Annotated in this window: 20 protein-coding genes; 12 read left to right on the forward strand and 8 right to left on the reverse strand. The window is 49.4% G+C overall.

Annotated features, from left to right (window positions below; genetic code table 11):
- The first annotated feature begins 13 nt into the window (after window positions 1-13).
- Both DXB18_RS09655 and DXB18_RS09660 read left to right on the forward strand, forming a co-directional pair.
- Entirely contained in the window at window positions 14-913 is a 900-nt protein-coding gene (locus DXB18_RS09655; RefSeq protein WP_118531613.1) for an alpha/beta hydrolase, read from the forward strand.
- 1 nt (window position 914) lies between these two features.
- Window positions 915-1817 (forward strand): alpha/beta hydrolase fold domain-containing protein, encoded by a 903-nt coding sequence (locus DXB18_RS09660; protein WP_118707488.1) that lies wholly within the window; start codon window positions 915-917, stop codon window positions 1815-1817.
- 82 nt (window positions 1818-1899) lie between these two features.
- Here DXB18_RS09660 and nagB read toward each other — a convergent pair whose 3' ends face one another.
- Window positions 1900-2625, reverse strand: a complete 726-nt coding sequence (gene nagB, locus DXB18_RS09665) for a glucosamine-6-phosphate deaminase (RefSeq protein WP_118707490.1) — start codon at window positions 2623-2625, stop codon at window positions 1900-1902.
- 222 nt (window positions 2626-2847) lie between these two features.
- On the opposite strand from nagB, the gene nagA reads away from it, so the two are divergent.
- Window positions 2848-4092 carry an N-acetylglucosamine-6-phosphate deacetylase gene (gene nagA, locus DXB18_RS09670; RefSeq protein WP_118707492.1) on the forward strand — a complete coding sequence of 415 codons (1245 nt, stop codon included), beginning with the start codon at window positions 2848-2850 and terminating at the stop codon, window positions 4090-4092.
- Window positions 4093-4289: 197 nt separating this feature from the next.
- Here the strand turns inward: nagA and DXB18_RS16560 are convergent, their stop codons facing one another.
- Window positions 4290-4886 carry a class II aldolase/adducin family protein gene (locus DXB18_RS16560; RefSeq protein WP_243103312.1) on the reverse strand — a complete coding sequence of 199 codons (597 nt, stop codon included), beginning with the start codon at window positions 4884-4886 and terminating at the stop codon, window positions 4290-4292.
- Between the two features lie 18 nt (window positions 4887-4904).
- Window positions 4905-6146 carry a 3-oxo-tetronate kinase gene (gene otnK, locus DXB18_RS09675; protein ID WP_243103314.1) on the reverse strand — a complete coding sequence of 414 codons (1242 nt, stop codon included), beginning with the start codon at window positions 6144-6146 and terminating at the stop codon, window positions 4905-4907.
- 553 nt (window positions 6147-6699) lie between these two features.
- Here otnK and DXB18_RS09680 point away from each other — a divergent pair.
- The 4 genes from DXB18_RS09680 (at window position 6700) to DXB18_RS09695 (ending at window position 12872) form a co-directional block, all read left to right on the forward strand.
- Window positions 6700-8655, forward strand: a complete 1956-nt coding sequence (locus tag DXB18_RS09680; protein WP_118707494.1) for a sigma 54-interacting transcriptional regulator — start codon at window positions 6700-6702, stop codon at window positions 8653-8655.
- A 279-nt stretch (window positions 8656-8934) separates the two neighbouring features.
- Window positions 8935-10260, forward strand: a complete 1326-nt coding sequence (locus DXB18_RS09685; protein WP_118707496.1) for a GntP family permease — start codon at window positions 8935-8937, stop codon at window positions 10258-10260.
- Window positions 10261-10404: 144 nt separating this feature from the next.
- On the forward strand, window positions 10405-11394 hold the full coding sequence (locus tag DXB18_RS09690) for a zinc-binding dehydrogenase (RefSeq protein ID WP_118542397.1): 990 nt from the start codon (window positions 10405-10407) through the stop codon (window positions 11392-11394).
- A gap of 107 nt (window positions 11395-11501) precedes the next feature.
- The gene (locus tag DXB18_RS09695) at window positions 11502-12872 is read left to right on the forward strand and encodes an SAF domain-containing protein (RefSeq protein WP_118542399.1); all 1371 of its coding nucleotides are present in this window, start codon (window positions 11502-11504) and stop codon (window positions 12870-12872) included.
- Between the two features lie 85 nt (window positions 12873-12957).
- Here the strand turns inward: DXB18_RS09695 and DXB18_RS09700 are convergent, their stop codons facing one another.
- Window positions 12958-14340 (reverse strand): gluconate:H+ symporter, encoded by a 1383-nt coding sequence (locus DXB18_RS09700; RefSeq protein ID WP_118542401.1) that lies wholly within the window; start codon window positions 14338-14340, stop codon window positions 12958-12960.
- A 297-nt stretch (window positions 14341-14637) separates the two neighbouring features.
- Complete coding sequence (locus tag DXB18_RS09705) at window positions 14638-15558, reverse strand: LysR family transcriptional regulator (RefSeq protein ID WP_118542461.1); 921 nt, start codon at window positions 15556-15558, stop codon at window positions 14638-14640.
- A gap of 268 nt (window positions 15559-15826) precedes the next feature.
- Between DXB18_RS09705 and DXB18_RS09710 the strand changes: the two genes are divergently transcribed.
- Window positions 15827-17167 (forward strand): enolase C-terminal domain-like protein, encoded by a 1341-nt coding sequence (locus tag DXB18_RS09710; protein WP_118542403.1) that lies wholly within the window; start codon window positions 15827-15829, stop codon window positions 17165-17167.
- A gap of 118 nt (window positions 17168-17285) precedes the next feature.
- On the opposite strand, the gene DXB18_RS09715 is transcribed toward DXB18_RS09710, so the two are convergent.
- A complete protein-coding gene (locus DXB18_RS09715) occupies window positions 17286-18191 on the reverse strand; it encodes a LysR family transcriptional regulator (RefSeq protein ID WP_118542405.1) in 906 nt (301 codons plus the stop codon).
- A gap of 286 nt (window positions 18192-18477) precedes the next feature.
- Here DXB18_RS09715 and DXB18_RS09720 point away from each other — a divergent pair, with 286 nt between their 5' ends.
- From DXB18_RS09720 to DXB18_RS09730, 3 genes are read left to right on the forward strand one after another with little or no spacing between them, the layout of a single operon-like run.
- Window positions 18478-19941: an NAD(P)/FAD-dependent oxidoreductase gene (locus DXB18_RS09720; protein WP_118707498.1), complete on the forward strand. Its 1464-nt coding sequence runs from the start codon at window positions 18478-18480 to the stop codon at window positions 19939-19941.
- Complete coding sequence (locus DXB18_RS09725; RefSeq protein ID WP_118707500.1) at window positions 19938-21173, forward strand: FAD-dependent oxidoreductase; 1236 nt, start codon at window positions 19938-19940, stop codon at window positions 21171-21173. Before DXB18_RS09720 ends, DXB18_RS09725 begins: the two co-directional genes overlap by 4 nt.
- Window positions 21167-21529 carry a DUF1667 domain-containing protein gene (locus DXB18_RS09730; protein ID WP_118542411.1) on the forward strand — a complete coding sequence of 121 codons (363 nt, stop codon included), beginning with the start codon at window positions 21167-21169 and terminating at the stop codon, window positions 21527-21529. Before DXB18_RS09725 ends, DXB18_RS09730 begins: the two co-directional genes overlap by 7 nt.
- A 100-nt stretch (window positions 21530-21629) precedes the next feature.
- Here DXB18_RS09730 and DXB18_RS09735 read toward each other — a convergent pair whose 3' ends face one another.
- Complete coding sequence (locus tag DXB18_RS09735) at window positions 21630-22571, reverse strand: LysR family transcriptional regulator (RefSeq protein WP_118707502.1); 942 nt, start codon at window positions 22569-22571, stop codon at window positions 21630-21632.
- Window positions 22572-22658: 87 nt separating this feature from the next.
- A complete protein-coding gene (locus DXB18_RS09740; protein WP_118707504.1) occupies window positions 22659-23588 on the reverse strand; it encodes a LysR family transcriptional regulator in 930 nt (309 codons plus the stop codon).
- Window positions 23589-23914: 326 nt separating this feature from the next.
- Here DXB18_RS09740 and DXB18_RS09745 point away from each other — a divergent pair, with 326 nt between their 5' ends.
- Window positions 23915-25231, forward strand: coding sequence for a lactate racemase domain-containing protein (locus DXB18_RS09745; protein ID WP_118707506.1), 1317 nt, complete (start codon window positions 23915-23917; stop codon window positions 25229-25231).
- Window positions 25232-25750: the final 519 nt, after the last annotated feature.

Genomic DNA, 25750 nt, shown 5'->3' on the forward strand with positions numbered 1-25750 from the left:
GAGGTAAAGTGATATGACGAAAGAGTTGCTTCAGGAACAGCTTGAAATCCTGGATCGCACCAATATGCATAAAAACGCAGCAAAAGAACGCGTGATCCCGGAAAGCTATCTGGCTTACAAAAACCAGGTGGAACAGAAAGAGACGATGCTTGAGAGCCCGTCAACCGGTGTGCCGGTGCGGTGTGTGATCACAAAAGCAAACAATCTTGAGAAAGATGCCCCGCTGTTTATTAATCTGCACGGGGGCGGATTTGTCCATCCGCAGGATGGAGATGACGACCTGTTCTGCGCCAGGGTGGCAGCCGAAATCGGTGGAATTGTAGTGGATGTCGATTATGCGGTAACACCGGAATATGTATTTCCAACGGCGTTTGAGCAGGTCTGGGATGTGGCAGAATGGGCTTTTGCACATGCAAAAGAGCTTGGCGCAGACTCGAACCGGATTTCCATCGGCGGTCACAGCGCTGGAGGTGCGCTGACTGCAGCCATCTGCTTGCGTGCAGCAAAAACAGGAAACATGAAATTTGCGCTTCAGATCCTGGATTATGCGGCACTGGATAATGCAATGTCGTTTGAGCCGGGCGGAAATGAACGCAGCCGCGCGTTCTCCATGCTTTACTGCGATGGAAATGTACGTGTATTAAAGAGCCCATACTGTTCTCCGGTTTTTGCGTCCGGTGAAATGTTGAAAAATCAGCCGCGCACCTTGATCATCAACGCAGAGCATTGCCCGTTTCGGACGGTTACCGAGCGTTATGGACAGCGGCTGGCACAGGCCGGAAACGAAGTGGCATTTCGGCTTTTCCCGGGAAGTGCCCATGGATTTACCATCCGCATGACAGGAGCATGGTTAGAAGCCCAGGACCTCATCATACGGTATCTGAAAAAAGCAGAGTACAGGGAGGTAAAGTAAGATGACAGAGGAGAGAAAACAGGAAATTCTCGAAATCATAAGAAATACAAACCGGAGACCGGCACAGACCGGCAAACCGCTGTACCCGGAAGAAATTATGGCATATCCCAATCTTTGTGAAGAGATGGAAAGCATTAGCCGCACCGTGGATGGCTTTTCCTATCGCATGGATATTCTTCGGGCAAAGAACCGGGGAGAAAACTGCCCGCTGTTTATCAATATCCATGGAGGCGGATTTATTGGTCCGCACCGGGAAAACGATACTTATTTCAGTGCGTACATGGCAGATCAGATTCATGGAATTACGGTAGATCTGGACTATACCCTTTCTGATGCAGCCCCATATCCGGTGGCACTCCATCAGTGCATGGATGCGCTGGATTATGTGGCAGAGCATGCAAACACGTGGGGCGCGTCGGCGAAAGATATCAGCGTTGGCGGTTACAGCGCCGGCGGCGCCCTGACAGCAGCAATGGGAATCTGCTGTGCAGAGCGCGGCGGCTTTGTGCCAAAACTTCAGATTTTGTGTTATCCTCCGCTGGAATATCGTATCCCGGATCAGTACAAGATCGATGCTTACGACCGTCAGATTGGAATGGAACGCTGCAAGGCATTTGCAGATCTCTACTTCGATGATAAGAAAGAAAATTTTGAGGATATTCATAATTCTCCGCTTTATGCGCCGAGAGAGATTCTGGCAAAGCAGCCAAAAACCCTGATTCTGTCTGCAGGTCTCTGCAATTTCCGTTATGAAGACGAAGATTACGCGATCTGCCTGGCAGACGCAGGCGCGGAAGTCATCTTAAAACGCTTCCCGGAAGCATCCCATGGATTTATTCCACATTTTATGGATGGCTGGAAGGAAGCAGCTGACCTGATGGTGCGGGAAATTTTGGAGCAGTGAGTGAATAAATTCGAGCGTAAAACAATGGACCGTGGAAGTTACCTTTGGCAGCTTCTACGGTCCTGTTACGTTAGCGATATTGCTATAATTTACTCATCGCAGCTTCATCTGCCACCACGGTGACATCGCTGTGCAGCTGCAGGATGGATGCCGGTACCTTCGGTGTGATCGGACCGCTGATCATGGCTTTTAGTGCATCGGCTTTATCTTCTCCGCTGACTACGACCAGAATCTTTTTGGCAAGCATGATGCTTCCAATGCCCATAGTGTAAGCCTGACGCGGCACATCCGCTTCGGATTCAAAGAAGCGTTTGTTGGCTTCGATGGTGCTTTCAGTCAGGTTGACGCAGTGGGTTTCCCGCTCAAAAACATCGGCTGGTTCATTGAATCCGATGTGTCCGTTGCGGCCGAGCCCCAGAAGCTGCAGGTCGACACCGCCGGTTTTACGGATGATCTCTTCGTATGATTTGCAGGCGGTTTCGGAATCTGGTTCCAGTCCATTTGGGACAAAGGTGCGGCTCTTGTCGATGTTGACATGGTCAAACAGGTTGGTGTTCATAAAGTAGCGGTAGCTCTGAGGATTTTCCGGGCTTAAGCCTTTGTATTCGTCCAGATTGATGGTAGTAACCTGGGAAAAATCCAGATCGCCTTTCTGATACCATTCAATCAGCTGTTTGTAGGTGCCGATCGGAGATGATCCGGTGGCGAGACCAAGGACGCAGTCTGGTTTCATGATAATCTGGGCGGAAATGATGTTGGCAGCCTTGCGGCTCATATCCTGATAGTGTTTTGCTTTGCAAATATTCATAACGAACCCCTTTCCTTATAAAAATTCCCCCGATAAATATAGAAGCTAATAAGCTGTCTGCTTTAAGTATATCGGATTTTACGGGAAATACAATACAAAAAATATTACGAGGTACGTGTTGGGGGACAGGAACAAACTGAAAATTCTGTCACACAAATTACACAGAAATCAGTTGAAATTTTGTCCGGAGTCAACTATACTACGCCCATAGGGGGTGTACATATGATCATTAAGAATGTACAGATTTACACAGAAAACCAAACATTTATGCCGGGGGATATTGTAATAGAAGGAGACCGGATAAAACAGATTATTCCCGAGGCAGAGTCTGCTTCAAGACAGGATGGAGAAATGGACGATACGATCATCGACGGACAGGGTGCCTACGCGATTCCCGGACTCATTGACCTTCATTTTCATGGCTGTATGGGAGCGGATGTCTGTGACGGAACTGAGGAAGCATTGCAAACCATTGCCCGGTATGAGGCTTCGGTGGGCGTGACAGCGATCGCACCGGCTACCATGACGCTTCCGGTGGAGGAACTGGAGCAAATCCTTCGAAACGCAGCAGCATATAAACGGAAGCAGGAAGTGCAAAAACGGCAGAGAGTTTGTGTCAAAACGGGCGAAAATGGAGAAGGTGTAGAAGTCACGGAAACTGCAGAAGTCACGGAAGCAGATCTGCTTGGCATCAATATGGAAGGTCCTTTCATCAGTCCGGTGAAAAAAGGTGCACAGGATGAGAAAAATATTATTCCGTGCGATGTGGAGATTGCGAAACGTTTTCTTACGGCATCCGAAGGACTGGTGAAGTTTATCGGAATTGCACCGGAAGAAAGTGAAAAATCGGTGGAGTTCATTGAACAAATGAAAGACTCTGTGGATATTTCCCTGGCGCACACCAATGCCGATTACGATACGGCGATGGCAGCATTTCAGGCTGGTGCGAATCATGCAGTGCATCTGTATAACGCCATGCCGCCGTTTACGCACCGGGCGCCGGGCGTGGTGGGCGCCGTGGCAGACAGTAAGCATGTGATGGTGGAAATCATCTGTGATAATGTCCACATTCATCCGTCTGTGGTGCGTGCAACGTTCGCCATGATGGGAGCTGACCGCATGATCCTGATCAGTGACAGCATGCGCGCTACGGGCATGCCGGACGGTACCTATACGCTGGGCGGACTGGACGTCCAGGTGCATGGAAACCATGCGACTCTGGTAGATGGCGGTGCGCTGGCTGGCTCCGTGACAAATCTGATGGACTGCATGCGCACCGTTGTGAAGGTGATGGGCATTCCGCTTGAGACGGCAGTAGCCTGTGCAACGGCAAATCCGGCAAAGTGTCTGGGCGTGTATGATATATATGGTTCGATATCAGAAGGGAAAAAAGCAGATATTGTGCTGCTTCAGGAAAATATGGACCTTAGCATGGTTATTAAGGATGGATCTGTGATTTGTAAATAGTTCGCAGGAACACGTAGAAAATGCGAAGAGGGCCGAAGAAATCACGCAGAAACTACGAAGAAAACCCAAAGAAAACCAAAAGAAAACCCAAAGAAAACCCAAAGAAAACCCAAAGAAAACCCGAAATATCCGACGAAACTTGCCGGATATTTCGGGTTTTTGCTCAGTGATTTGTGGTCTGCAATTCTGGTCTGATATCAGCCCAGTTTCGTGCGATACAGTTCCCACGCAATATGCGCACTTTCCTCCAGCTCTTCCAGACAGTAAAATGCATCCATAATGGATTTGCCCGGAACAACGGGACCGTGTGCTTTCAGAAGATAGCCATCGCTGGCAGCAGCGCGTTCGCGGAATGCGGCAAAGAGTTCCTGGGAACCTGGTTTTTCGTATGGAATCATGCCGACTGTGCCCAGTTTCATTTTCAGATAAGGTGTGTGATCCGGAATGCAGTCGGTTTCATTTAAATCCGGGACGAAACTCCACAGAATGGAATAGGGACTGTGCGTATGAATGACTGCCTTGATATCTGGTGATTTTGCAAAAAGAGCCAGATGCAGCGGCCATTCCTTACTCGGTTTTCTTCCTGCTACGTGTGTGCCATCCGGAAGCAGGACGGAAAAATCGTCTTTGGTCAGCGTGCCAAAGCAGGTTCCGCTGGCGCTGACATAAATTTTCCCATCATGATAGAAACTCATATTGGCGGAAGAACCGGAAGTTTTTCCCCGCTCAAAAAGGCTGTGTGCTGCCCACACGGCGTCCTCTAATTTCTGTTCTAATTCCTGTTCTGTATTCATAAACAATGCCTCCATAAATTATTTTTCTTTTGTCATGGCAAGGGCACGGGAGAAGAAATCCTCCTGTCCAAAGTTTCCGCTTTTCAATACCAGGCGAATGTCGGAACGTGTTGCCGGGATCATGACCGGGACACCCGGGGCAATGCTTTCTCCAATCTGGTAAGAGGAGAAATGAAGTCCTTTTGTGATGGCACCGGAGGTTTCGCCGCCGGCAGAAATGATGCGGGTATAACCATGTTCAACTGCTTTTTGTGCCAGATTGGCGGAAGTCTGTTCCAGCAATGCGGCAATCTTTTCGGTCCCGAGTTCCTGATATTTGCGGATTTTGTCCGGGGTATCAGAACTGTATACAAGAACAGCCTGATCCTTCGTTGTGTGCTGCTCGATAAATTCCCAGATTTGATCCAGGGTTTGTGTGCCGTTTAAAAGGGCGAGCGGATCCATGCGTACGGATGGCATGTTTTGTGCCTGATAGTCAGCAATCTGCGCAAGCGTCATTTTGGAACAGCTGCCTGCGATCAGGATGGCTTTGCCTGGAACGGCTGTCTGCGGAATTTGTCCGGATTTCTCGGAAGCCGGGATTAAACATTCTGCCAGTGGTTTTAAAAGTCCGCTGCCTCCGGACAAAAACGGCAGATGACCAAACTGCCGGGCGATAAATGTGCCGTCCTCATCGGTTTCGTAATCAGGAATCAGGTAAAATGGTTCCGCATGTTCCGGCTCCGGCTCATGCCACGCGGTGCCGCGTAAAAGAACCTGACACGGGTACTGGCTTTGCGGACGCATCAGTTCTGCAATCCGGCTGTCCCACATTGGCGTAAGCGGGTGATCTTTCATGGGGCTTTCATTCAGCGGGACTCCGTTTACGAAAAGGTTTCCGTTACGGACGGTCCGTCCATTGACAGGCAGGGACGGGCACAGAAGGGAATAGGAAGCGTGCATCTGCTTCATGAGTGCGTCACATACCGGTCCGATGTTGCCGTGCGGTGTGGAGTCGAAGGTGGAACAGTATTTAAAATAAAGGTGGGAGATTCCCTGATCCTGTAAAAATGCAGCGGCTTTTAAGCTGTCCGAAACTGCCTGTGCAGTTTCCTGTGTCCGGGATTTTAAGGCGATCACGATCGCCTGAACCGGTTTTAAGTCGGCGGTGTCTTCTGGAATTCCGTTGTAGAGCTGTACGCTCATGCCGCCTTTTACAAGAAACGAAGCAGCATCGCTTGCTCCGGTGAAATCGTCTGCGATACATCCTAAGATGGCCATATAGAAACGTCCTCCTTACTGTAAAGGTTTGTAACTGTGATGATGCAAAACACCACAAAATCCGTTGCTGTCTGCGCAGCGCGTGAACAGTAACAAATAGAATCGGGCAGAAATAAGATGCCTTATCTTATGATAAATAGCAAAAATCATGCCAGGTGGAATGAAAACGGCAGGAAAACCGAGTGAGTCTGACCAAAACCGCGGCTGCGTGAGGATTTGTGTATGAAAACAGAATAAAAAAATGGGCGAAAGGTGTCGGACGCAGCCTTGACAGTTCCTGTTGCAGTGTTGTAACATGAATTACAATTCATGCAATTTGAACGATTATGATGCAATATGCAATATGTAATATACCAGGGGCGAAAGTTCAGAAATCTGATGCAAGCTTGCTTGCAAGAGGATTTTTGAATTTGAGCCCCGCCAAAACATGAATAAGTAGCCATTTTTCGCAGAAAAATGAGCGGATTATGAATGTTTTGAGGATTGTGGGAGCACGCAGTGCGAAACAATCCGGTATACCAGGGTCAAAATATACGGGAAGGTGGTTACCAATATGATACGTTTATTGTTTGTGGTTCCGTATCCGGAACTGATGGAACAGGTCAAGGAAGTGGTGGCAAAGCATCCGGAACATGAAAAAGTTGACGCGGACGTGCAGGCTCTTATCGTGGAAGAAATGCCGGATATTCCGGTCGGAGCTTACGATGCGATCATTGCCAGAGGCTACACGGCGCAGAAAACGATTGCGAAATATTCGGATACCACCCCAACGATCCGGGTCCATATTTCCGGCTTCGATATTACGCGGGCGATTTATGAGTGCCGGGAAACCTATCATCCGAAGAAGATCGCGATCTGCGGATTTGAAGAAAATCTGTATGAGGCGGCCAGTATCTGTCAGATCCTGGGAGTTGAGGCGGAAATCTATGCTCCGATACGAAACCAGGATTTGCCAAAAGCGCTGGACCGGGCGATGCGGGAAGGCTGCGATGCGCTGATCGGCGGTTACTCAGCCAATATGCTTGCAAAGGAGCGCGGGCTGAATTCCGTTGTGATCCAGACGGGTACGGCGGCATTTGCGCAGGCATTGGATGAGGCGATCCATACGGTGGAACGTGTCCGCCAGGAGCGGGTGATCGCGCAGATGTATAAGACCGTCATTTATACTTCCGATGCCGGACTTCTTTACGTGGACCGCAGTGGCACAATTCAGGTGCGAAATCGCGTGGCGCGGCAGATGAATGGAAATGTCAGCATCAAGGGACGAAAGATTAAAGAAGGAATTCCGTGGCTGTATCCCTTATTCCAGAGTGTGATGAAGACCGGAAACGCAGAGACCCGGTTACTTGCCATTCCGGACACGAAGCTGACGGTTTCCGTAAAATGTTCTCCGGTTATTGCAAACCAGGAATGTTCCGGTGCAGTATTTAATCTGACTGACGTGACCAAGATCCAGGAACTGGAAAGCCAGATCCGGCGAAAACTCAGTGAGCGGGGCCTGAAGGCGCGCTATACCTTTGAACATATCCTCCACAAGAGAAAGGTGATTGACCGGACGATTGAGATTGCCAAACGGTATGCGGCATCCGATTCGAACATCATCATTGTCGGAGAGACCGGAACCGGAAAAGAACTTTTTGCGCAGAGCATCCACAATGCCAGCAGCCGGAAAAATGGACCGTTTGTGGCAGTGAACTGTGCGGCACTTACGGAAAATCTGCTGGAAAGTGAACTGTTTGGTTATGTGGAAGGTGCGTTTACCGGAAGCAGCAAGGGCGGAAAAATGGGACTGTTTGAGCAGGCACACGGAGGAACATTGTTTCTGGATGAGGTGGAAGAGGTTTCGATGGCGATCCAGACCAAGCTTCTTCGCGTGCTGCAGGAACGGCAGGTGCGCAGGATCGGCGATGACAAAGTCATCGATATCGATGTGCGCATCATTTCTGCTACTAATAAAAGCATTCAGAAAATGGCAGAGGCAGGAACGTTTCGAAAAGATCTGGTCTACCGTCTGGATGTGCTCCGCCTGTTTTTGCCGCCGCTTCGAGAGCGGGAAAATGATGTGGAACTGCTGTTTGTGAATCAGCTTCAGGGAATGGAAAAGAACATTGATCAGGAACCATTAAAAATTGAAGACGGGGTATTTCCGCTGCTGCACCAGTATCCGTTTGGCGGAAACATCCGCGAACTGCGAAACATTGCAGAGCGGGTCTATGTCCTTCATGAGGGCAGCACGATCCATGTGCAGGATATGCAGGAGGCGCTGTATCCGGCAGATCTGGCGCCGGAACCGCAGAAGCAGAATGGGGCAAAAAACGGAAATTCCGTTTTAGTGGAAGCGGGAGTGCAAAAGACTTCTGCGCAGATTTTGCCTGGGGAGGAAGAACGCATTCGTCAGGCTTTGCGGCTTAGCGGCGGAAATAAGGGAAAAGCTGCAGCTATGCTGGAAATCGACCGGTCTACGTTGTGGCGGAAAATGAAAAAATACGGAATCGCGGATGAACGATAGAAAAATGATGCAATACAACGCATAGTGTTGCAAATAACAATAAAAATGCAATGTTTGCAATAGACGGATGCGACCGATGGGAAAGAAAAAATGGGGAGGAAATAGAAAATTTTCATCCCCGTTTTTCTTTTCATTGCAGATCGAAAAGGCGCGTAAACAGTACGTTTGTGGAATTATTTTTCGTAATTGATAAAATATTCAGGAAAAAGTTGGCATGATTTGTGCTTTAAAGATGGTCAAAGCATTATGGCATACAAAATAACAAAGGGGGTTACATTTATGTCAACATCGTATGTACTTATTGTTTTTGTAATCGCTATTGCGTTGATGATCTTTTTGATCTCAAAATGCAGAGTGAATGCAGCATTTGGTATCCTGATTGCAGCACTGGTTCTCGCCATTGCGTTAAAGACACCGTGGCAGGATATTGAAAGCACCATCAATGGTGGTTTTTCGGGAACCATTAAGAGTGTAGCAATCGTAATTTTCCTTGGATGTGCTATGGGCACCGTGTTGGAAAAGACCGGTGCAGCAGTCCGCATTACAAAATGGGCGATCGACCTGTTTGGTGACAAGAACATCATCTGGGCCATCGCACTGAGTTCTGCAATCCTTGGTATTCCGATTTTTGCAGATACCGTAGTGATCCTGCTGATCCCGATTGTATCCCTGTTAGCAGTAAAGTCCAAAAAATCCATGATGAGTTTTGGTACAGTACTTTACAGTGGAGCGCTGATAACCGCTTCTCTGGTACCGCCGACACCTGGTCCGGTTTCTGCAGCAGCATTATTAAATGTTCCGTTAGGACAGGCAATCCTCTGGGGTATTATTGTTGCAATCCCGAGCGTTATTGCAGCTGTTTTCTATTGTAAGACATTAAAGACACCGGTTGCGCCGAAGGAAGAGTTCCTGAAGGCAGCGGCAGAAAGCGAAGGACAGGAGCTTCCGTCCCTGTCAAAATCCATGTTGCCGATCGTGCTTCCGCTGGTTCTGATCCTGTTAAATACCGTTGCATCGGTTCTTATTCCGGAAACTCCGGTTGCAAACTTCCTGGCCTTTATCGGAAGCCCGTTAGCAGCACTGTTTAGCGGATGTATCAGTTCCCTGCTCCTGTGCGGTAAAGAGTGGAAAACCAAGAAAGTCTTAAATGACTGGGTAAATGAAGGTATCACCGCAGCAGCAATGCCGATCATCGTAACCGGTATGGGCGGTGCACTGGCTGTATTTGTAAAGAATGCAGGCGTTGCAGACAAGATCGCAGAGATCGTTATGCAGTCTTCATTCCCGGCAATCCTGATCCCGATCATCATCGCAGCACTGATCCATGTTGTTACCGGTTCCAACTCACTGGGTGTTATGACTGCAGCAGCACTGGTTGAGCCGATGCTTGCAACGCTGGGAATCTCTCCGGTTGCAGCTTTCCTGGCATGTGGTACTGGCGCCCTGATGTTCAAACATGCAAACTCTTCCGGTTTCTGGGTAACCGTTTCCATGTCCAACATGGATGTGAACCAGGGTATCCGTGCAGTCGGTGGTGCATCTACCGTAGCAGGATTTACCGGAGCAGTCATCACCTGTATTTTAGTTGCCCTGCATGTGATCTAATGGTATTACATGGGAAAATGTATTACATAAGGTAGCAATGCTGTGTCTTGTCGGCTGTTTACGGAAGATGCGATGAGACGCAGCGGCACATTTGAGATTCATTAGTCTGTCGAAAACAAAAAATGACGAAAAGGAGAAGCAGTTATGGAAAAATTTGTGACAAGAGCAGCAAGACTGAATAAAGCCTATGACATCGAACTGATTGAGCGTGAACTGGAATGCGGCGAGGATGACATCATCGTAAAGAACCATATGATGGGAATTTGCGGATCAGATAAGAGCTTTTACCGGGGCTTTATGCCGCCGCAGACTGCAGAGTTCCGCCAGCCGCCGGAATTTCCATTCCTGCTTGGACATGAGAGCGGCGGTACGGTTGTTGCTGTCGGAAGCCGTGTCAGCGATTATAAGGTTGGCGATCAGGTTATGGCATTTGGCTGGAACAACAACTTTGCAGACTACTTTAAGTCCAAAGCGTTTCAGCTGCAGCCAGTTCCGGAAGGACTGGATATGGATATTGCGGCACTCGGAGAGCCGACCGCCTGTGCCATGTACTCCGGATTAAATACCGGTGTCCAGCTGGGTGATACCGTTGTGGTTATGGGCGGCGGTTACGCCGGACAGATCATTGCCCAGTGTTCTAAATTAAAAGGAGCTTACCAGGTGATCGTGGTGGATGTGCTGGAAGGCAAACTGAATCTGGCAAAATCACTCGGTGCGGATATCGTGATCAACTCCAAAGAAGAAGATCCGGTTGCAAAGGTGAAAGCCCTGACTGGCGGCAAAGGTGCGGATGTGGTTGTTGAGGCAGCCGGAACCGCAGAATCCTTCAATGCAGCCAGCGCGATGATCAAACATAATGGCAAATTTGTATTTTACAGCTGGGTAACGACTCCGATCACGTTAAACATCAGCCGCTGGCATGATGACGGACTGGAGTTTGTGAATACCTGCCTGGTTCATCATACCTGGCAGCAGAGATATGTGTGGGTACCGGAAACCATGCGCCCGATCATTCAGGGAAGCGTAAAGATCAAACCGCTCATTACCAATGAGTTTAAGCTGGCTGATATCAAGGCGGGATTTGATCTGGCCGATAAGGATGATGCAGCGATCAAGATTGTGTTCCGCCCATAATACAGGATTCATGGAAGTAAAGATTCCCCCCAAATAAGCGTGTGGGTAACTGGAAAAGAACAAAACCGTACGCATGTGGAAAATAGAGGATAAGGAGTGATGTTGTTGTGGATTACACAAATTTATTAAAGGATAACAGTGGAAAAGTATCAAAGGTTGGTATCGTAGGAGCTACAAAGGGATATGGTTATACACTTCTGGCACAGATGCCGAAGGTGGCGCACATGGAACTGCGCGTCATCTGCTCCCGTCATCTGGAAGAGTGCGAGGCGGTATTAAAGGAGACCGGATTTGGCGACAAGCAGATCATTGCCTGTGCGAACATTGAGGAAATCCATGCGGCTCCGGAAGATGCGGTTTTAATTGTCAGCGACTACCGCCTGGTTATGGAGTGCGGCATCACGGCCCTGGTAGAATGTACTGGAAATACTAAGGTCAGCTCCGATGCGGCCATTTCAGCACTGGAGAGAGGCATCAATGTTTATATGGTATCAAAGGAAACCGACAGTGTCTGCGGACCGCTGTTAAACCAGATTGCTGCAAAACACAATGCCGTTTATGCACTGGTAAATGGTGACCAGCCGAGAAACCTTCTGGATTTGTGGTCCTGGGCAAAGCTCCTTGGACTTGAGATCGTGGCAGCTGGTAAATCCAGTGAGTATGATTTTGTATGGGACCGTGAGACCGGTGAATTTACTTATCTGGATGGCAATGCAGCTCCGGAGCAGCTTCCGGAAATGCAGAACTGCTGGTATTATGAAGGAACCAAGACGCTGGAAGAGAGAAGCCGCCTGTTAGAGAAATACCGTGAAGTCATTTCCGCAGACCTGTGTGAGATGAACCTGGTATCCAATGTGACCGGAATGGTACCGTCCTCCCCATTCTTAAGCTACCCGATTGCGAAAGCCAGTGAACTTGCCAATATCTTTATCCCGAAGGAAGATGGCGGTATCCTGGATAAAACCGGTGTTGTGGATGTGTTCTACAACCTGAGAGGAAAAGACGAGGCCAGCTTCTGCGGCGGCGAGTTTATTGTTGTGAAATGTGAAAACGAGAAGATGTGGGATATCTTAAAAGGCAAAGGACATGTGATGAGTAAGAACGGCAAATATTGCTGCATTTATTATCCATATCATTACATGGGACTGGAAACCCCGGTATCCATTCTGCTCGGTGATCTGATGGGAATCGGAACGCATGAGGAGTGCCGTCAGGTTTCGGTTATGGCCGGTGTGGCACAGCGCGACCTGCCGAAAGGTACTGTTCTGAAGGTCGAGGGACACCATCATTCCATCGATGGTCTGACACCGGAGCTTTTGGAACGGAAAGCAACCGGCAATGCAGCGCCGTTCTACCTGTTAAATGGCTCTGTACTTCTGAACGATGTAAAGAAGGGACAGCCGGTAACAACGGATGATGTGGATCTTTCCGCACTGGAAACCTATCAGCATTATAAAAAAGGACTGGAACTGGATTAACATAGTAAGAAAGAGACGGAAGAACTGCCGCAGCAGTTCTTCCGTCTCTTTCTTTGACAGACTCCTATATAATATAGAAGAAATATTATTTCCAGATCATATTTAAGATCAGCAGTTCGACAATACCAACTCCTGTCATGATGAAGGATACGGCTGTCTTACAGCGCAGCTGGTCTTTGATCTCGGTCAGACCGAACATACCGTTGAACACCCAGAAACCACTGTCGTTGAAGTAGCTGAATGCGATCGCGCCGATACAGGAAGCCTGTGCCAGCAGAACCGGATTTAAGCCAAGGGTGGTGATGAGCGGAGCAGTCAGGGATGCTGCGGTGGTGATCGCTACGGTTGCGGAACCAAGTGCAAGACGCATCAGGGCACCGATCAGAACCGGGATCAGGATAGCCGGAATCGGCCAGGAAACTACGGTTGCGCCGAGTACATCGCCGATACCGCTGACTTTGATGATGTTTCCGAGGGAACCGCCTGCACCGGTGATCAGCATGATCATACCGGTATCTTTGATGCTGTCGCCCATGATGTTCATGAGCTCATCCTTCGGGATGTCTCTGCCAAGACCGTAAACAGCCAGGGTCGTTCCAAGACCAAGTGCTACGATCGGGGAACCTAAGAGGGTGATGATGCTGTAAAGGAAGCTCTCTTTGTCTACACCGATGAAATCGCATACGGTCTTGCTCAGGATGAGAACCAGCGGAATCAGGATCGGAGCGAGGGACTCGCCGAGACCTGGAAGCTCTTTGCCGCCCATGATCTCATCTAACTGATCCATGGTCTTTAAGTATTCTTTCTTGAACTCTTTGCGGTCGTAAGTACCATCCTCACGCGGGATCTGGTAGATCTTTTTGCCGATCCAGTTTGCGTAAAGCAGGGCTGCGATGAGGATCGGAACGGACATCAGCGCACCTGCGATGATCATCTGACCAACGTCAACGCCCATCATGCCGGCAGCGGTTAACGGACCCGGAGTCGGCGGAACCATAACGTGGGTACACTGCAGACCACAGGCAAGAGCCAGGGCCAGGGCGATAACCGATTTACCGGTTACGCGGGACATTGCCTTACATAACGGGGCAAAGATTACGATCGCGGAATCTGCGAAAACCGGGATGGATACCAGCCATCCGGTGATACCAAGGGCAAGCTCCTCTTTGCCGCTGCCGATCTTCTTGATGAAAGAATAGGCCATACGCTCTGCAGCGCCGGTTTTCTCGAGGATACCGCCCATCATAACGCCGAGGCCGATGATGATACCGGTACTTTTTAACGTGTTTCCGAAGCCGTCCTGAATAGCAGTGATTGCCTCAGATGGGGACATTTTGCCGATCAGACCTGTGATCAGTGCAGCGAGCAGCAGCGCGATGAAGGTGTGGGTCTTGGTCTTCATAACCAGGAAGATCATGATCGCGATGCCTAAGAACAGGCCAAGCAGCATCTGTGTTTCATGTGACATATAGATACCTCTTTCTGTAGTGTGTTCACTTCGCTGCTGCATGATGCATTTGGAAACATACAGGACAGCTGCGGGGGCAGCTGCATGACGAAAACCAAGGATGTTCCATGATGTGTCAGATGCATGTTTTACAGCAGTTTCTACGCATCGTAAAAAATGGGGGGATGCGTCCGCAATCTTTCTTGAAAGGTGCTGCGGGAAGTGATAAAATTATGACAAGAGGCATTATAACCAAATTTAGTACATAAGTAAAATTAACTGTACTTAGCCATCTCTTAAAAAAATTAATGATAACTCTTAATACAGCGGCTCTGAGTTTTCCCAGTACTGCTTTGCCAGGCGGATAAATTCCCTGGCACCGGAGTTTAAGTATCCGTGCTTCTGGCAGCAGATGGTGATCTCCCAGGACGGGCGGTCCGGGAGCGAGAAGCAGGCAACCCCTTTGTCCAGTCCAAGCGTGTAGTACCGCGGAATAATGCCGCAGCAGAGCGTGGACTGTACCATGGCGGCAATGCCGCTGGTATTGTTGGTTTCAAAGAGAATGTTTGGGGCGAAACCGGCTTTCTCGAAGAGGGTGTCGCACATGGAGCGCAGGGTGGACGATTTGTCCATCAGTACAAAAGGTTCGTAGCACAGTTCATTTAAGTCCAGGACCGCCAGGGGTTCCCCGTCGGGCGCAGCCTTTTCGGCAAGCGGGTGTCCATCCGGGATAATGAGTACCAGTTCTTCCTTTTTTAAGGAATAGTAGGTGTCGTTGGTCTGGTCCCTGGGTGAGAGCGTCATGAGACCGACATCGATCTCCCCTTTGGCGATCGCTTCCTGCTGGGCACGCACCCGCATCTCGATCGGGCGCACATCCAGATTTGGAAAGTTGCGGTGCAGTTCCGGGTAGATTGCAGTAAACATGCGCAGTCCCCGGCCGGGAGTCAGTCCCAGTGTCAGGTGTCCTTTGCGGGCACTGACGACATCGTAAATACGGTTATAAGTGGTATTTTTGATCTGAAGGGCGGCTTTGGCTCCTTCGATATAAATTTCCCCCGCTTCCGTCAGGCGCCAGTTGGTGCGGGAACGGTGAAACAAGGGGGTACCCAGTTCTTTTTCCAGCTTTAAAAGCTGCTGGTTTAAGGCAGACTGGGTGATGAAAAGTTTTTCTGCTGCTTTGGTAATATTATTTTCTTCCGCGATTTTTAATATGTATTCAATTTGCTTTGTATCCATGAAAACCTCCCGGGATCGCTGCGACATGAGTTCTTCCTTATATAATGCCAAAAAAGGCAGAAACCGTCGTCAGCCAGCCAACCATATCCGTACAATAAAACTGATATGGATCATTATAACAGGTTTCCGGAGAAAGATAAACAAGCAAAAATATTAAGAGAAATATAAATACTATTAATTTTACTTATTTGCCTGTTCGTGCTATGATAGCATCAGTAAGAGATACAAGAACTCAATAATATTTATCATATATAAGGAGGGTATTTCAATGAATCAGATTCCAACAATCACAAAGATGGAAGTTTTCCCGGTTGCAGGACACGACTGCATGGAGCTGAACTTAAGCGGTGCACATGCTCCGTACTTCACCCGTAACATCGTGATCCTGACCGACAGCACCGGTAACGAGGGTATCGGTGAGGTTCCGGGCGGTGAGAAGATCACTGCTGCATTAGAGCAGATCAAAGATCTCGTAATCGGTTCCAGCATCGGCGACTACAAGCAGACCTTAAACAAGATCCGTGCATGGCTGTCTGCTAACATCAAAGACGACAAGCGTGGTCTGCAGACCTTCGACCTGCGTGTTGGTGTACATGTAGTAACCGCAGTAGAGGCTCCGCTTCTTGACTTACTTGGTAAGTTCTTAAACGTTCCGGCTGCAGCATTAATGGGCGACGGAATCCAGAGAGAGAAAGTTCGTTTCCTGTCTTACCTGTTCTATGTTGGCGATCGCAAGAAAACCGACCTTGAGTATGAGGAAGAGCCGGATGCAGCGTGCGACTGGTACCGTCTGCGTCACGAGGAGGCTATGACTCCGGAAGCAATCGTGGCACTGGCAAAAGCTACCAACGAGAAATACGGCTTCGAAGACTTCAAGCTGAAGGGCGGCGTTTTAGCTCCTCAGGAAGAGGTTAAGGCTGTTACCGCTATCAAGGAAGCATTCCCGAACGCACGTGTAGACCTTGACCCGAACGGCTGCTGGAGCTTAAAAGAGGCTCTGGAAGTTGCTCCGGACTTAAAGAAGGTTCTGGCTTACTGTGAGGATCCGTGTGGTGCTGAGGATGGTTTCTCAGGCCGTGAGGTTATGGCTGAGTTCAGAAAAGCAACCATGATGCCGACCGCAACCAATATGATCAACACGGACTGGCGTCAGATGTGCCACGCAATCGCTCTGCAGAGCGTAGATATCCCGTTAGCAGATCCGCACTTCTGGACCATGGAAGGTTCCGTACGTGTTGGCCAGCTGTGCAACGACTTCGGTCTGATGTGGGGCTGCCATTCCAATAACCACTTCGATATCTCCCTGGCTATGGTTGTACAGTGTGCAGCTGCAATCCCGGGCAAGATGAACGGTATCGATACTCACTGGATCTGGCAGGAGGGCCGTGAGCGCCTGACCAAAGAGCCGATGCAGATCGTAGGCGGATGCATCGACCTGCCGAAGAAGCCGGGTCTTGGTGTAGAGGTTGACCGTGACCAGGTTATGAAGGCTCATCAGCTGTACATGGACAAGTGCTATGGCAAGGGCGCTCGTAATGACGCTGTTGGTATGCAGTACTTAATCCCAGGCTGGACTTTCGATAACAAGAAACCGTGCATGGTTCGCTAATCCGAATAAAAGAAAGTGTCATATAAGAAAACAGCCAGGTTCCGGCATTGCCGGAATCTGGCTGTTTTCTTTTGCTTACATAGCATATTGAGGAGGCGCCGGTGGCGCGTCCGCTGATTCAATTATGTTTCCAGTACGCTCTGCACAATTCCAGAAAATACTCTTCCGCATGACTTAAATATGCATTTTTTCTGCAGCACATGGTGACTTCCCAGCTTGGATGACCTTCCAGACGGAAATACCGGATTCCGGGATCGGACTGGGCGAAAATTTCCGGCAGCAGGGCGCACCCTACATCGGCGAGGACCATGCGGTATTTGCTGACATTGCTGCTGGTGGAAAAGAGCACCTGTGGCTGGAAAACGGCCTGGGAAAACAGCGCCTCCTCCAGCTGATACATCGTCGAACGGCGCGTGATCAGAATGAAAGGATCCGCGGAAAAGCGGGATAAGCTGATTTCAGGCGCATCTTCGGATTTACAGCTTCCGAGGTGCGCCAGTGCATGGCTGACCGGAACTGCCAGAAAGATTTCTTCGTCTTTCATATGAAGATAGGTGTTTTCATCTTTCTGGGATTGCATCAGGGTAATGAGCCCTAAATCAAGTTCGTTTTTTGTGATGAGATTTTGCATGGTGCGGACATTACACTCCACCGGTTCAATGCGGGTATCCGGAAATGTCCGGTGAAATTCCGGATAGATGGCGGTAAACATATTGACACCGCGCTCCGGGATGAGCCCCAGGCTGATACGGCGGCTGCCGCTTTCTTTTAAGTCCTCGATCTGGCTGTAGGCATCTTTCTTTAAATTCAAAATCTGCCTGGCGGTCCGCACATAGATTTCCCCGGCTGGAGTCAGCTGCCAGTCGGAGCGGTTTCGGACAAACAGGGCGATGCCGAGTTCATTTTCCAGCTTTTGCAGCTGCTGGTTTAAGGCAGACTGCGTGACAAAAAGCTTTTCGGCAGCTTTGGTGATGCTGCGTTCTTCACTGATCTGAATGATGTATTCTAATTGTCTGGTATCCAAGATAACGCTTCCTTCCTATATAAATACAGATTTATAGATGCAGATTGCGTGCAAAATCCGGTACGGGACTTTACGCGTGATTTTACTAAAATTCAAATGTTAGAAAAACTAATATAAGTATTATTTATATAAATTTGACTGACATACGTGCTTATTATACAATGTGATTATCAATAAGACAAGCTGTGCTGGAAAGGCAGCGCAGCTGGAACAGTGAAAATCCGGGGCAGCGGTGAGCGCAGTGGATTTTTGCAGGAACGAAGTGAGAAAGTGAGGATGGATCAGTATGATGTCCTATGATGTGATCGTAATCGGCGCGGGAGTTGTCGGTTCGGCTGTGGCACGTGAGTTATCACGCTATCAGTTAAACGCGGCAGTGCTGGAGAAGGAGCTGGATGTGGCATGCGGAAACAGCAGCCGCAACACCGGTATGCTCCACGCAGGATTTACCTACAAACCAGGCAGCTTAAAGGCAGAGTGTGCGGTGGAAGGAAACCAGGAGTTTGACCAGGTGGCTAAGGAGCTGGGTGTTCCATTCAAGCGGACCGGAAAGCTGGTTGTTGGCTTTACCGACCATGACCGCGAGAATATCTTAAAGTACAAAGCCATTGGCGAGCAGAACGGTGTCAAGGGCATGCGCATGATCGACAAGGACGAGATCAACCGCATCGATCCGAACGCAGGCGGTGAGTTTGCCATGTATGTGCCGTCTTCCGGTATCCTCGATCCGATGCAGTACACCATCGGTCTGGCTGAGAATGCATGCCAGAACGGTGTGAAATTCCATTTTGGACAGAAGGTAACCGGCATCACGAGAGATGAGGCAAAGGATGTCTGGGTAGTAACGACTGAGACCGACACCTTTGAGACGAAGTGGGTCATCAACTGCGCCGGTATGTACGCATCGGAGATCTCTGAGATGCTGGGTTACCCGAATTACCCGGTAAAGGGCTTTAAGGGTGAGTATTATGTGCTGGATAAAAAGGCAGGAAAGTTCCTTTCCATCCCGGTTTACCCGGCGCCGAATGACAAGGGCGGTTTCTCCACCCACGCAACCCCAACGGTTGACGGAAACGTGCTGGTAGGACCGGACTCCTATGTGACAGAAGGCCGCGAGGACTATGTGGTGACCAAGGAGCATATGGACGGACTGTTCCGTGACGGAAGCAAGATGTTCAAACAGATGAAGCGCGAATACTTTATCCGCAATTTTGCCGGTATCCGCTGGAAACGTTACAATCCGGAGACTGGCGAGATCCTGGATTTCCTGTTAGAGTCCGATGATGCGCATCCGCATACCGTAAACCTGGTCGGCATTGAGTCTCCGGGTGTGACCTGTGCATTGCCGTTAGCAAGACGTGCAGTAGCACTGTTAGTTCAGAAGGAGCAGCCGCAGAAGAACGAAAGCTTTCACCCGGTACGTCCGGTGAAGAAACGCTTCCACGAGATGAGCCATGAAGAGCAGCAGCAGGCAATCAAAGAGAATCCGCTGTACGGCGAGGTGGTCTGCCGCTGTGAGACCGTGACAAAGGCTGAGATCCTGGATGCGATCCGCAATCCTCTTGGTGTCTGCACGGTAACCGGCATCAAGAACCGCACCCGCGCGACCATGGGACGCTGCCAGGGCGGCTACTGCGAGACCCGCATTACCGAGATGATTGAGCAGGAGAAGCATCTTGCGCCGGAAGAGGTACGCTATTCCAAACGTGATTCTTATATTTTCACAGGAAAGGTCAGGGACGTAAAATGAGAAATGTAGATGTAGTAATTATCGGCGGCGGCCCGGCTGGCCTTGCGGCAGCCCTGGAGCTTTGGAAAAAGGGTATTCATGATATTTTGATCTTAGAGCGGGAAAAGGGACTGGGCGGAATCCTGCGCCAGTGTATCCACGATGGTTTTGGTCTGACCCGTTTCGGCGAGACCTTGAGCGGACCGGAATATGCTTCCCGCTTTGCAAAGCAGGTGAAAGAGCTGGGCATTCCGTACATGACAGATACCACAGTCCTGGAGCTGACACCGGACAAGCAGGTGTTCGCGGCATCTCCGGAGGGACTGTTGGAGATCCAGGCGAAAGCTGTGATCCTGGCTATGGGCTGCAGAGAGCGCACCCGCGGCGCCATCAGCACACCGGGTACCCGTCCGGCTGGCGTGTATACAGCAGGTGTGGCACAGGCTTACATCAACTTAAAGAACCGCATGCCGGGAAAGAATGTCGTGATCCTTGGATCTGGTGACATCGGCATGATCATGGCAAGACGTATGACCCTGGAAGGTGCGAAAGTGCTTGGCGTGTTTGAAATCCAGCCTTATGCGAGCGGACTTCCGAGAAACATTGAGCAGTGCTTAAACGACTACAACATTCCGCTGCACTTAAGCCACTCCGTAACCGAGATCCGCGGTGTGGACCGTCTGGAGAGCGTTGTGATCTCCGAAGTAGATGACAAGCTGCAGCCGATTCCGGGAAGCGAGAAGGAGTATCCGTGCGATACCCTGATCCTTTCTGTCGGACTGATCCCAGAGAACGAGCTGACCTGGATGGCTGGCGCGAAAGAAGACTTGGGTACCAAAGGCGCATCCGTTGACGAGAACTTCCAGACCACCGTTCCTGGTGTGTTTGCAGCAGGAAACGTGCTCCATGTGCATGACCTGGTAGATTTCGTTTCCATGGAGGCAGAGGAGCTGGCAGACGGAGCAGCCTGCTACATCAAAGAGGGTTCTCTTCCGGAGTGTGGACTTGCGATCACCGGAGATAACATGGTAGGTCAGTTAACCCCGGCCCGTTTCAGCGGAACCGGCAATGTGACCGTGTCCTTCCGTATGAGAGAACCGGTGAGAAACTGTACCGTAGAGCTGTGGCAGGGTGACCATCTGGTAAAACAGAAGAAGTTCCCGAAGGCACTTCCGGCTGAGATGATCCAGATCGCGTTGAAACCGGAAGAGCTGAACGAAAAGGATAACCTGGAGGTGAGAGTGGTATGTTAAGAACCTTTACCTGTATTATGTGTCCGCAGGGCTGCGAGATCACTGCGGAGGGAAATGAAGCACCCTATACCATTACCGGCAATAAGTGCAAACGTGGTCATGAATATGTCGAGCAGGAGCTGGTAAACCCGATGCGAAACATCGCAACCTCCATTCTGGTAGAGGGCGGAGAGATGCCGCTTGCCAGTGTACGTTTGAGTGCACCGATCCCGAAAGCAAAGATCTTCGATGTCATGAACGAGATCCGCAAGGTAAAACGCACCGCACCGGTTCATGAGGGCGAGGTTGTCATCGAGAATGTGCTGGGACTGGGCAGCAATGTGATCGTGACCAGGACTGTGGAAGCGGAGAAATAACAAGATCGCACAGTAAGTCAAAGGGGCGAAAGTTTCCACAGCCGCCATGCATGGCGGCTGCGGGAACTTTCGCCCCTCGTTCGTTATCGTGCAATATTGTTTATAGTGAAATCGAATATTTCTCCGCAAGATACGGCTGTTCCGTATTATTTTTGAAATAGTTGAGGATGAGATCCATAAAAGCTTGCTCCGGCTCGTTGAGCACCCAGTCTTTCTGGCGCACGACAAGGTTTAAGCGTTTCATGGCCGGTGAGAGCGGGTAGTAGGCGATGTTGTTGCGGTTGACAGAGCACGACTCGGAGATGAATGCGATGCCGGCATTCTGGGCAACCATGCTCCGGGTGGCGGAAATGTTGTTGGTCTCGCACACGGCAACGGGCTCAAAACCGCAGGATTCAAAGAACTGTTCTCCGAGCATCCGCAGGGAAGAGCCTTTTTTGGATAACAAGAGACTGTCATTCGCAAAGTTTGCCTTTACTTCTTCTGCCGTGATGGGAGAGCCGGACGGATGTGCCAGTGCGTAAGGGTGGAACATGGAGACGGCAAGAAAAACTTCTTCTTCCCGGAGTATCTGCACCAGGCTGCCAAATGGGACTGTGCTTACGTCAGCGGCAAGTCCGACATCCAGAGTGCCCTCTGCCAGGAACTTTTTGAAGCTTGGCAGATTGGTTTCCGTGATCTCTATGATGATCCCCGGGTACTGTTCCCTAAACAGCGGGATGATCTCAGCCAGCATGCGCAGTCCCCAGTTCGAGGTGACACCAACCCGGATGCGGCCTTTGTGATTTAAGGCGGCAATGTTCTGGTAGAGTTCTTTCTGGATCTTGACTACTTTTTTTGCAGCTTCTACATATAGGACTCCGGCGGGGGTCAGGCTTAGTTCGCCCTTCGAGCGGACAAAGAGAGGTGTGCCGAGTTCCTGCTCCAGTCTGGAAAGATACTGGCTTAAGGAAGACTGGGAGACGAATAAGTCCTCTGCTGCCTTGGTCATGTTGTGTCGGTTGGCGATCGCCAGAATATAGTTAAGATATTTTACGTCCAAAAGAGTACCTCCGTAAGTGCGTGAGTAAATCGGTCAGTAATCGTAAGTATTGTATCATTATAGCAAAAATGCGAAAAAAAGTAAATTCTACAGAGGCAGGCGCCCCCAGTATTCCCGGGCAAGTTTTATAAAATATTGTGCTGCATCGGTGAGGTAGCTTCCTTTTTTATAGCTTGCATTGATGGTCAGGGAAGGATGGGACGGAAAGGAAAAAAATGCCACATGTTCGAAATGCGTTGGGTGGGCACCGATCGCAAAAAAAGCGGGAACGACACTGCAGCAGATGCCGGCGGAAACCATTTCCAGGGCAGTGGCAGAACGCTGGGCATAAAACAGGGTATCCGGGTGAAAGTCATATTCCTGGAATGTCCGGCTGATGACTTCGTACATGGTGGATTGCTTGTACATCATGGCAAACGGTTCATGGCGGACATGGACCGGATCCAGCTCGGGATAGCGGCTGCGATCGGAATGCGTGGCAGTGCTGCATGCCGGGTGGATGTCCGGAATGGCGAAAAGAAGCTCTTCTTTTGCCAGCGGGATATAGATATCTTCAGTCTGCTGCTGTTCGGATAACGTTAAAATGCCAAGATCCAGTTCGCCGGAAGCAAGCATTTGCTGCTGGCTTCGGACATTACTTTCGTAGATATTGATGGTCACTTCCGGATAGCGCTTGTGAAAGTCCGGATAAATGTGGGTGAAGGTGGAAGTTCCATGCTCGGAGGTGACTCCGATGGTGAGGGAACCTTTGCGCGTATCGGCGAGGTCCTGGAGCTTTCGGTCGGTTTCCCGCCGGATCTGCAGAATCTCGCGTGCGGACTGCAGATAGACAAGCCCGGCTTCGGTCGGTGTCCAGCCACTTCGGGAACGGTAAAAGAGCGGAAGTCCGATCTGCTGTTCCAGATTGCTGACCTGCTGGGTGAGCGCCGAGGGTGTGACGAAGAGTTTCTGTGCAGCGCGGGACAGTTTCTGTTCGTCTGCAATTGTGACGATGTATTCGATTTCTTTTAAATTCATAAATAACAGGTTCTCCTGGTTCGTGAAAATAGTTGGATTGTATGGTTTGTGCTGTGCAGAACCGGGACATTTTCCGTGTGTCTGTCATGCTCTGCGTTGTGTATCCTGTGTTTAGTATAACATTTAGAAAAACTAAAGAAAACACAAAAAAGTTTAAATTTACTTTTGCATGGAAACTTGCTACTATTATTTTAAGGAAGAAATTGCAAAAAACAAAACAGCAGGAAACAGAGACAGAAGCAGGAAACAGAAGCAGGTAACAGAAACAAAAGCAGGCAGCAGAAACAAAGGCAGGCAACAGCAATAAAAACATTCAGGAGGCAGCCATGAATATTGTAGAAGGCGGAAAAGTATCAGAGTTACTGCGGGACATTCCGATCCCGAAAATGTTCCACGCAAAGCAGACATTCCCGCGTGAGGTGATCCGTCCGGAGGATATCCCGGCGGTGATCAACGAGCAGATGGGACAGGAGCAGTTTGCATCACTCATCAAACCGGGAATGGAGATTGCGATCACGGCAGGAAGCCGCGGAATCCGCAATGTGGATATCATCACAAAAGCTGTGGTGGATTTTGTGAAATCCAGAGGTGCGTATCCGTTTATCGTACCGGCTATGGGCAGCCACGGCGGTGCAACCGCAGAGGGACAGCTGGAGATTCTCGCCGGTTACAACATCACGCCGGAGACGATGGGATGTCCGATCAAGTCTTCCATGGAAGTAGTAGAGCTTGGCGTTTCCGAGCGCGGAAAGACCGTTTATCTGGATAAGAATGCTTATGAGGCAGACGGCATCATCCTTTCCTGCCGTTTAAAACCGCACAATGCATTCCGCGGTCCTTACGAGAGCGGTCCATGCAAGATGATGACAGTTGGCCTGGGCAAGCAGAAAGGTGCGTCCCTGGTGCACTCTGACGGCATGGATGTGATCGCGAAGAACATTCCGACTATGGCAAAAGTGGTTCTGGAAAAGGCGAAGATCCTGTTTGCGATCCCGTGTATTGAGAATGCTTATGATGAAACCTGTAAGATCGAGGCAATCCTCGCAAAGGACATCCTGACCCGGGAACCGGAACTTTTAAAATTTGCGTTTGGCAACATGCCGAAGCTTCTGGTGAATGAGACGGATGTACTGGTTGTAGACGAGGTTGGCAAGAACTACAGCGGTACGGGCGTGGACCCGAATATCACGGGAACCTTCTCCACACCGTATGCAACCGGCGGCATCAAGGTGCAGCGTACCTGTTTCCTGAATCTGAGTGAGGAATCCCACGGAAATGCACTGGGCTGCGGACTGGCTTCCGCCATCACCCGCAAGATCTTCGATGAGATGGATGTGGAAAAAATGTACCCGAACTGCATTACCAGCACGGTTCTGGCATCGGCGCGGATCCCATGCATTGTCACAAACGATAAAGAGGCTATGCAGATCTGCATCCGGACCTGCAACAAGATCGACCGCGAACATGTGAGAATGGTCCGCATTCCGAACAGTCTCCACATCGGCGAGATTATGCTTTCGGAATCCTACTATGAGGATGTGAAGAACGGAAAATATCCGGGCGTGGAAGCTTTGGATGAGCCAATGACCCTGGAATTCGACGAAAAAGGAAATGTGATAACCCCGGTTAAAGTACAGGCATAAAAATTAAGGACCGGTTGAACGGAAAAAGAAAATACAGGATCATAATACAGATAATTAAGGAAGTATCCCATTCAAAAGGGCATGTAAGAAAATGATTTTACATTTTTTTTACATGCCCTTTTTGCGCCAATTCTATTGAAAAACCAACAGAATTCTTATATAATAAGGGCAATGAGCCTGTGAAAAATCTGGCAAAAAGTTCGTGACTATGATGAGCAAACCTCGTGCTCAATACTTAAAATATGTAAGGATATTCAAAGAATTATTAATTTTACTTACAGTACTAAATGAGATACAATCTCATTCGTGCGTTTCTATAAGTTATTTTACGAGCTGCTATTAGGAAAAATAATTGTAGCAATCATTTATAAATATTGGACAGAATCCTCGAGACATTTTATCATATATGGTATAACGATTGAACAAAGATGATTTGTCCGGATGCACATTTTTTTACGTTTGGAATGTTAAGAAACTGCGTGAAACTGATATTCGAGCGATACAAAAGTGTTAAGCACC

Source organism: Clostridium sp. OM02-18AC (genome assembly GCF_003481825.1).
GTDB lineage: Bacteria > Bacillota > Clostridia > Lachnospirales > Lachnospiraceae > Brotaphodocola.

Bases quoted from the DNA above. Each gene is read 5' to 3' on its own strand.
- DXB18_RS16560 (WP_243103312.1), bottom strand. From the start codon at position 4,886: ATGAATACAGAACAGGAATTAGAACAGAAATTAGAGGACGCCGTGTGG.
- DXB18_RS09700 (WP_118542401.1), bottom strand. From the start codon at position 14,340: ATGTCACATGAAACACAGATGCTGCTTGGCCTGTTCTTAGGCATCGCG.
- DXB18_RS09720 (WP_118707498.1), top strand. From the start codon at position 18,478: ATGATGTCCTATGATGTGATCGTAATCGGCGCGGGAGTTGTCGGTTCG.
- DXB18_RS09685 (WP_118707496.1), top strand. From the start codon at position 8,935: ATGTCAACATCGTATGTACTTATTGTTTTTGTAATCGCTATTGCGTTG.
- otnK (WP_243103314.1), bottom strand. From the start codon at position 6,146: ATGGCCATCTTAGGATGTATCGCAGACGATTTCACCGGAGCAAGCGAT.
- DXB18_RS09655 (WP_118531613.1), top strand. From the start codon at position 14: ATGACGAAAGAGTTGCTTCAGGAACAGCTTGAAATCCTGGATCGCACC.
- DXB18_RS09690 (WP_118542397.1), top strand. From the start codon at position 10,405: ATGGAAAAATTTGTGACAAGAGCAGCAAGACTGAATAAAGCCTATGAC.
- DXB18_RS09725 (WP_118707500.1), top strand. From the start codon at position 19,938: ATGAGAAATGTAGATGTAGTAATTATCGGCGGCGGCCCGGCTGGCCTT.
- DXB18_RS09740 (WP_118707504.1), bottom strand. From the start codon at position 23,588: ATGAATTTAAAAGAAATCGAATACATCGTCACAATTGCAGACGAACAG.
- nagB (WP_118707490.1), bottom strand. From the start codon at position 2,625: ATGAATATTTGCAAAGCAAAACACTATCAGGATATGAGCCGCAAGGCT.
- DXB18_RS09680 (WP_118707494.1), top strand. From the start codon at position 6,700: ATGATACGTTTATTGTTTGTGGTTCCGTATCCGGAACTGATGGAACAG.
- DXB18_RS09730 (WP_118542411.1), top strand. From the start codon at position 21,167: ATGTTAAGAACCTTTACCTGTATTATGTGTCCGCAGGGCTGCGAGATC.
- DXB18_RS09705 (WP_118542461.1), bottom strand. From the start codon at position 15,558: ATGGATACAAAGCAAATTGAATACATATTAAAAATCGCGGAAGAAAAT.
- DXB18_RS09745 (WP_118707506.1), top strand. From the start codon at position 23,915: ATGAATATTGTAGAAGGCGGAAAAGTATCAGAGTTACTGCGGGACATT.
- DXB18_RS09710 (WP_118542403.1), top strand. From the start codon at position 15,827: ATGAATCAGATTCCAACAATCACAAAGATGGAAGTTTTCCCGGTTGCA.
- nagA (WP_118707492.1), top strand. From the start codon at position 2,848: ATGATCATTAAGAATGTACAGATTTACACAGAAAACCAAACATTTATG.
- DXB18_RS09660 (WP_118707488.1), top strand. From the start codon at position 915: ATGACAGAGGAGAGAAAACAGGAAATTCTCGAAATCATAAGAAATACA.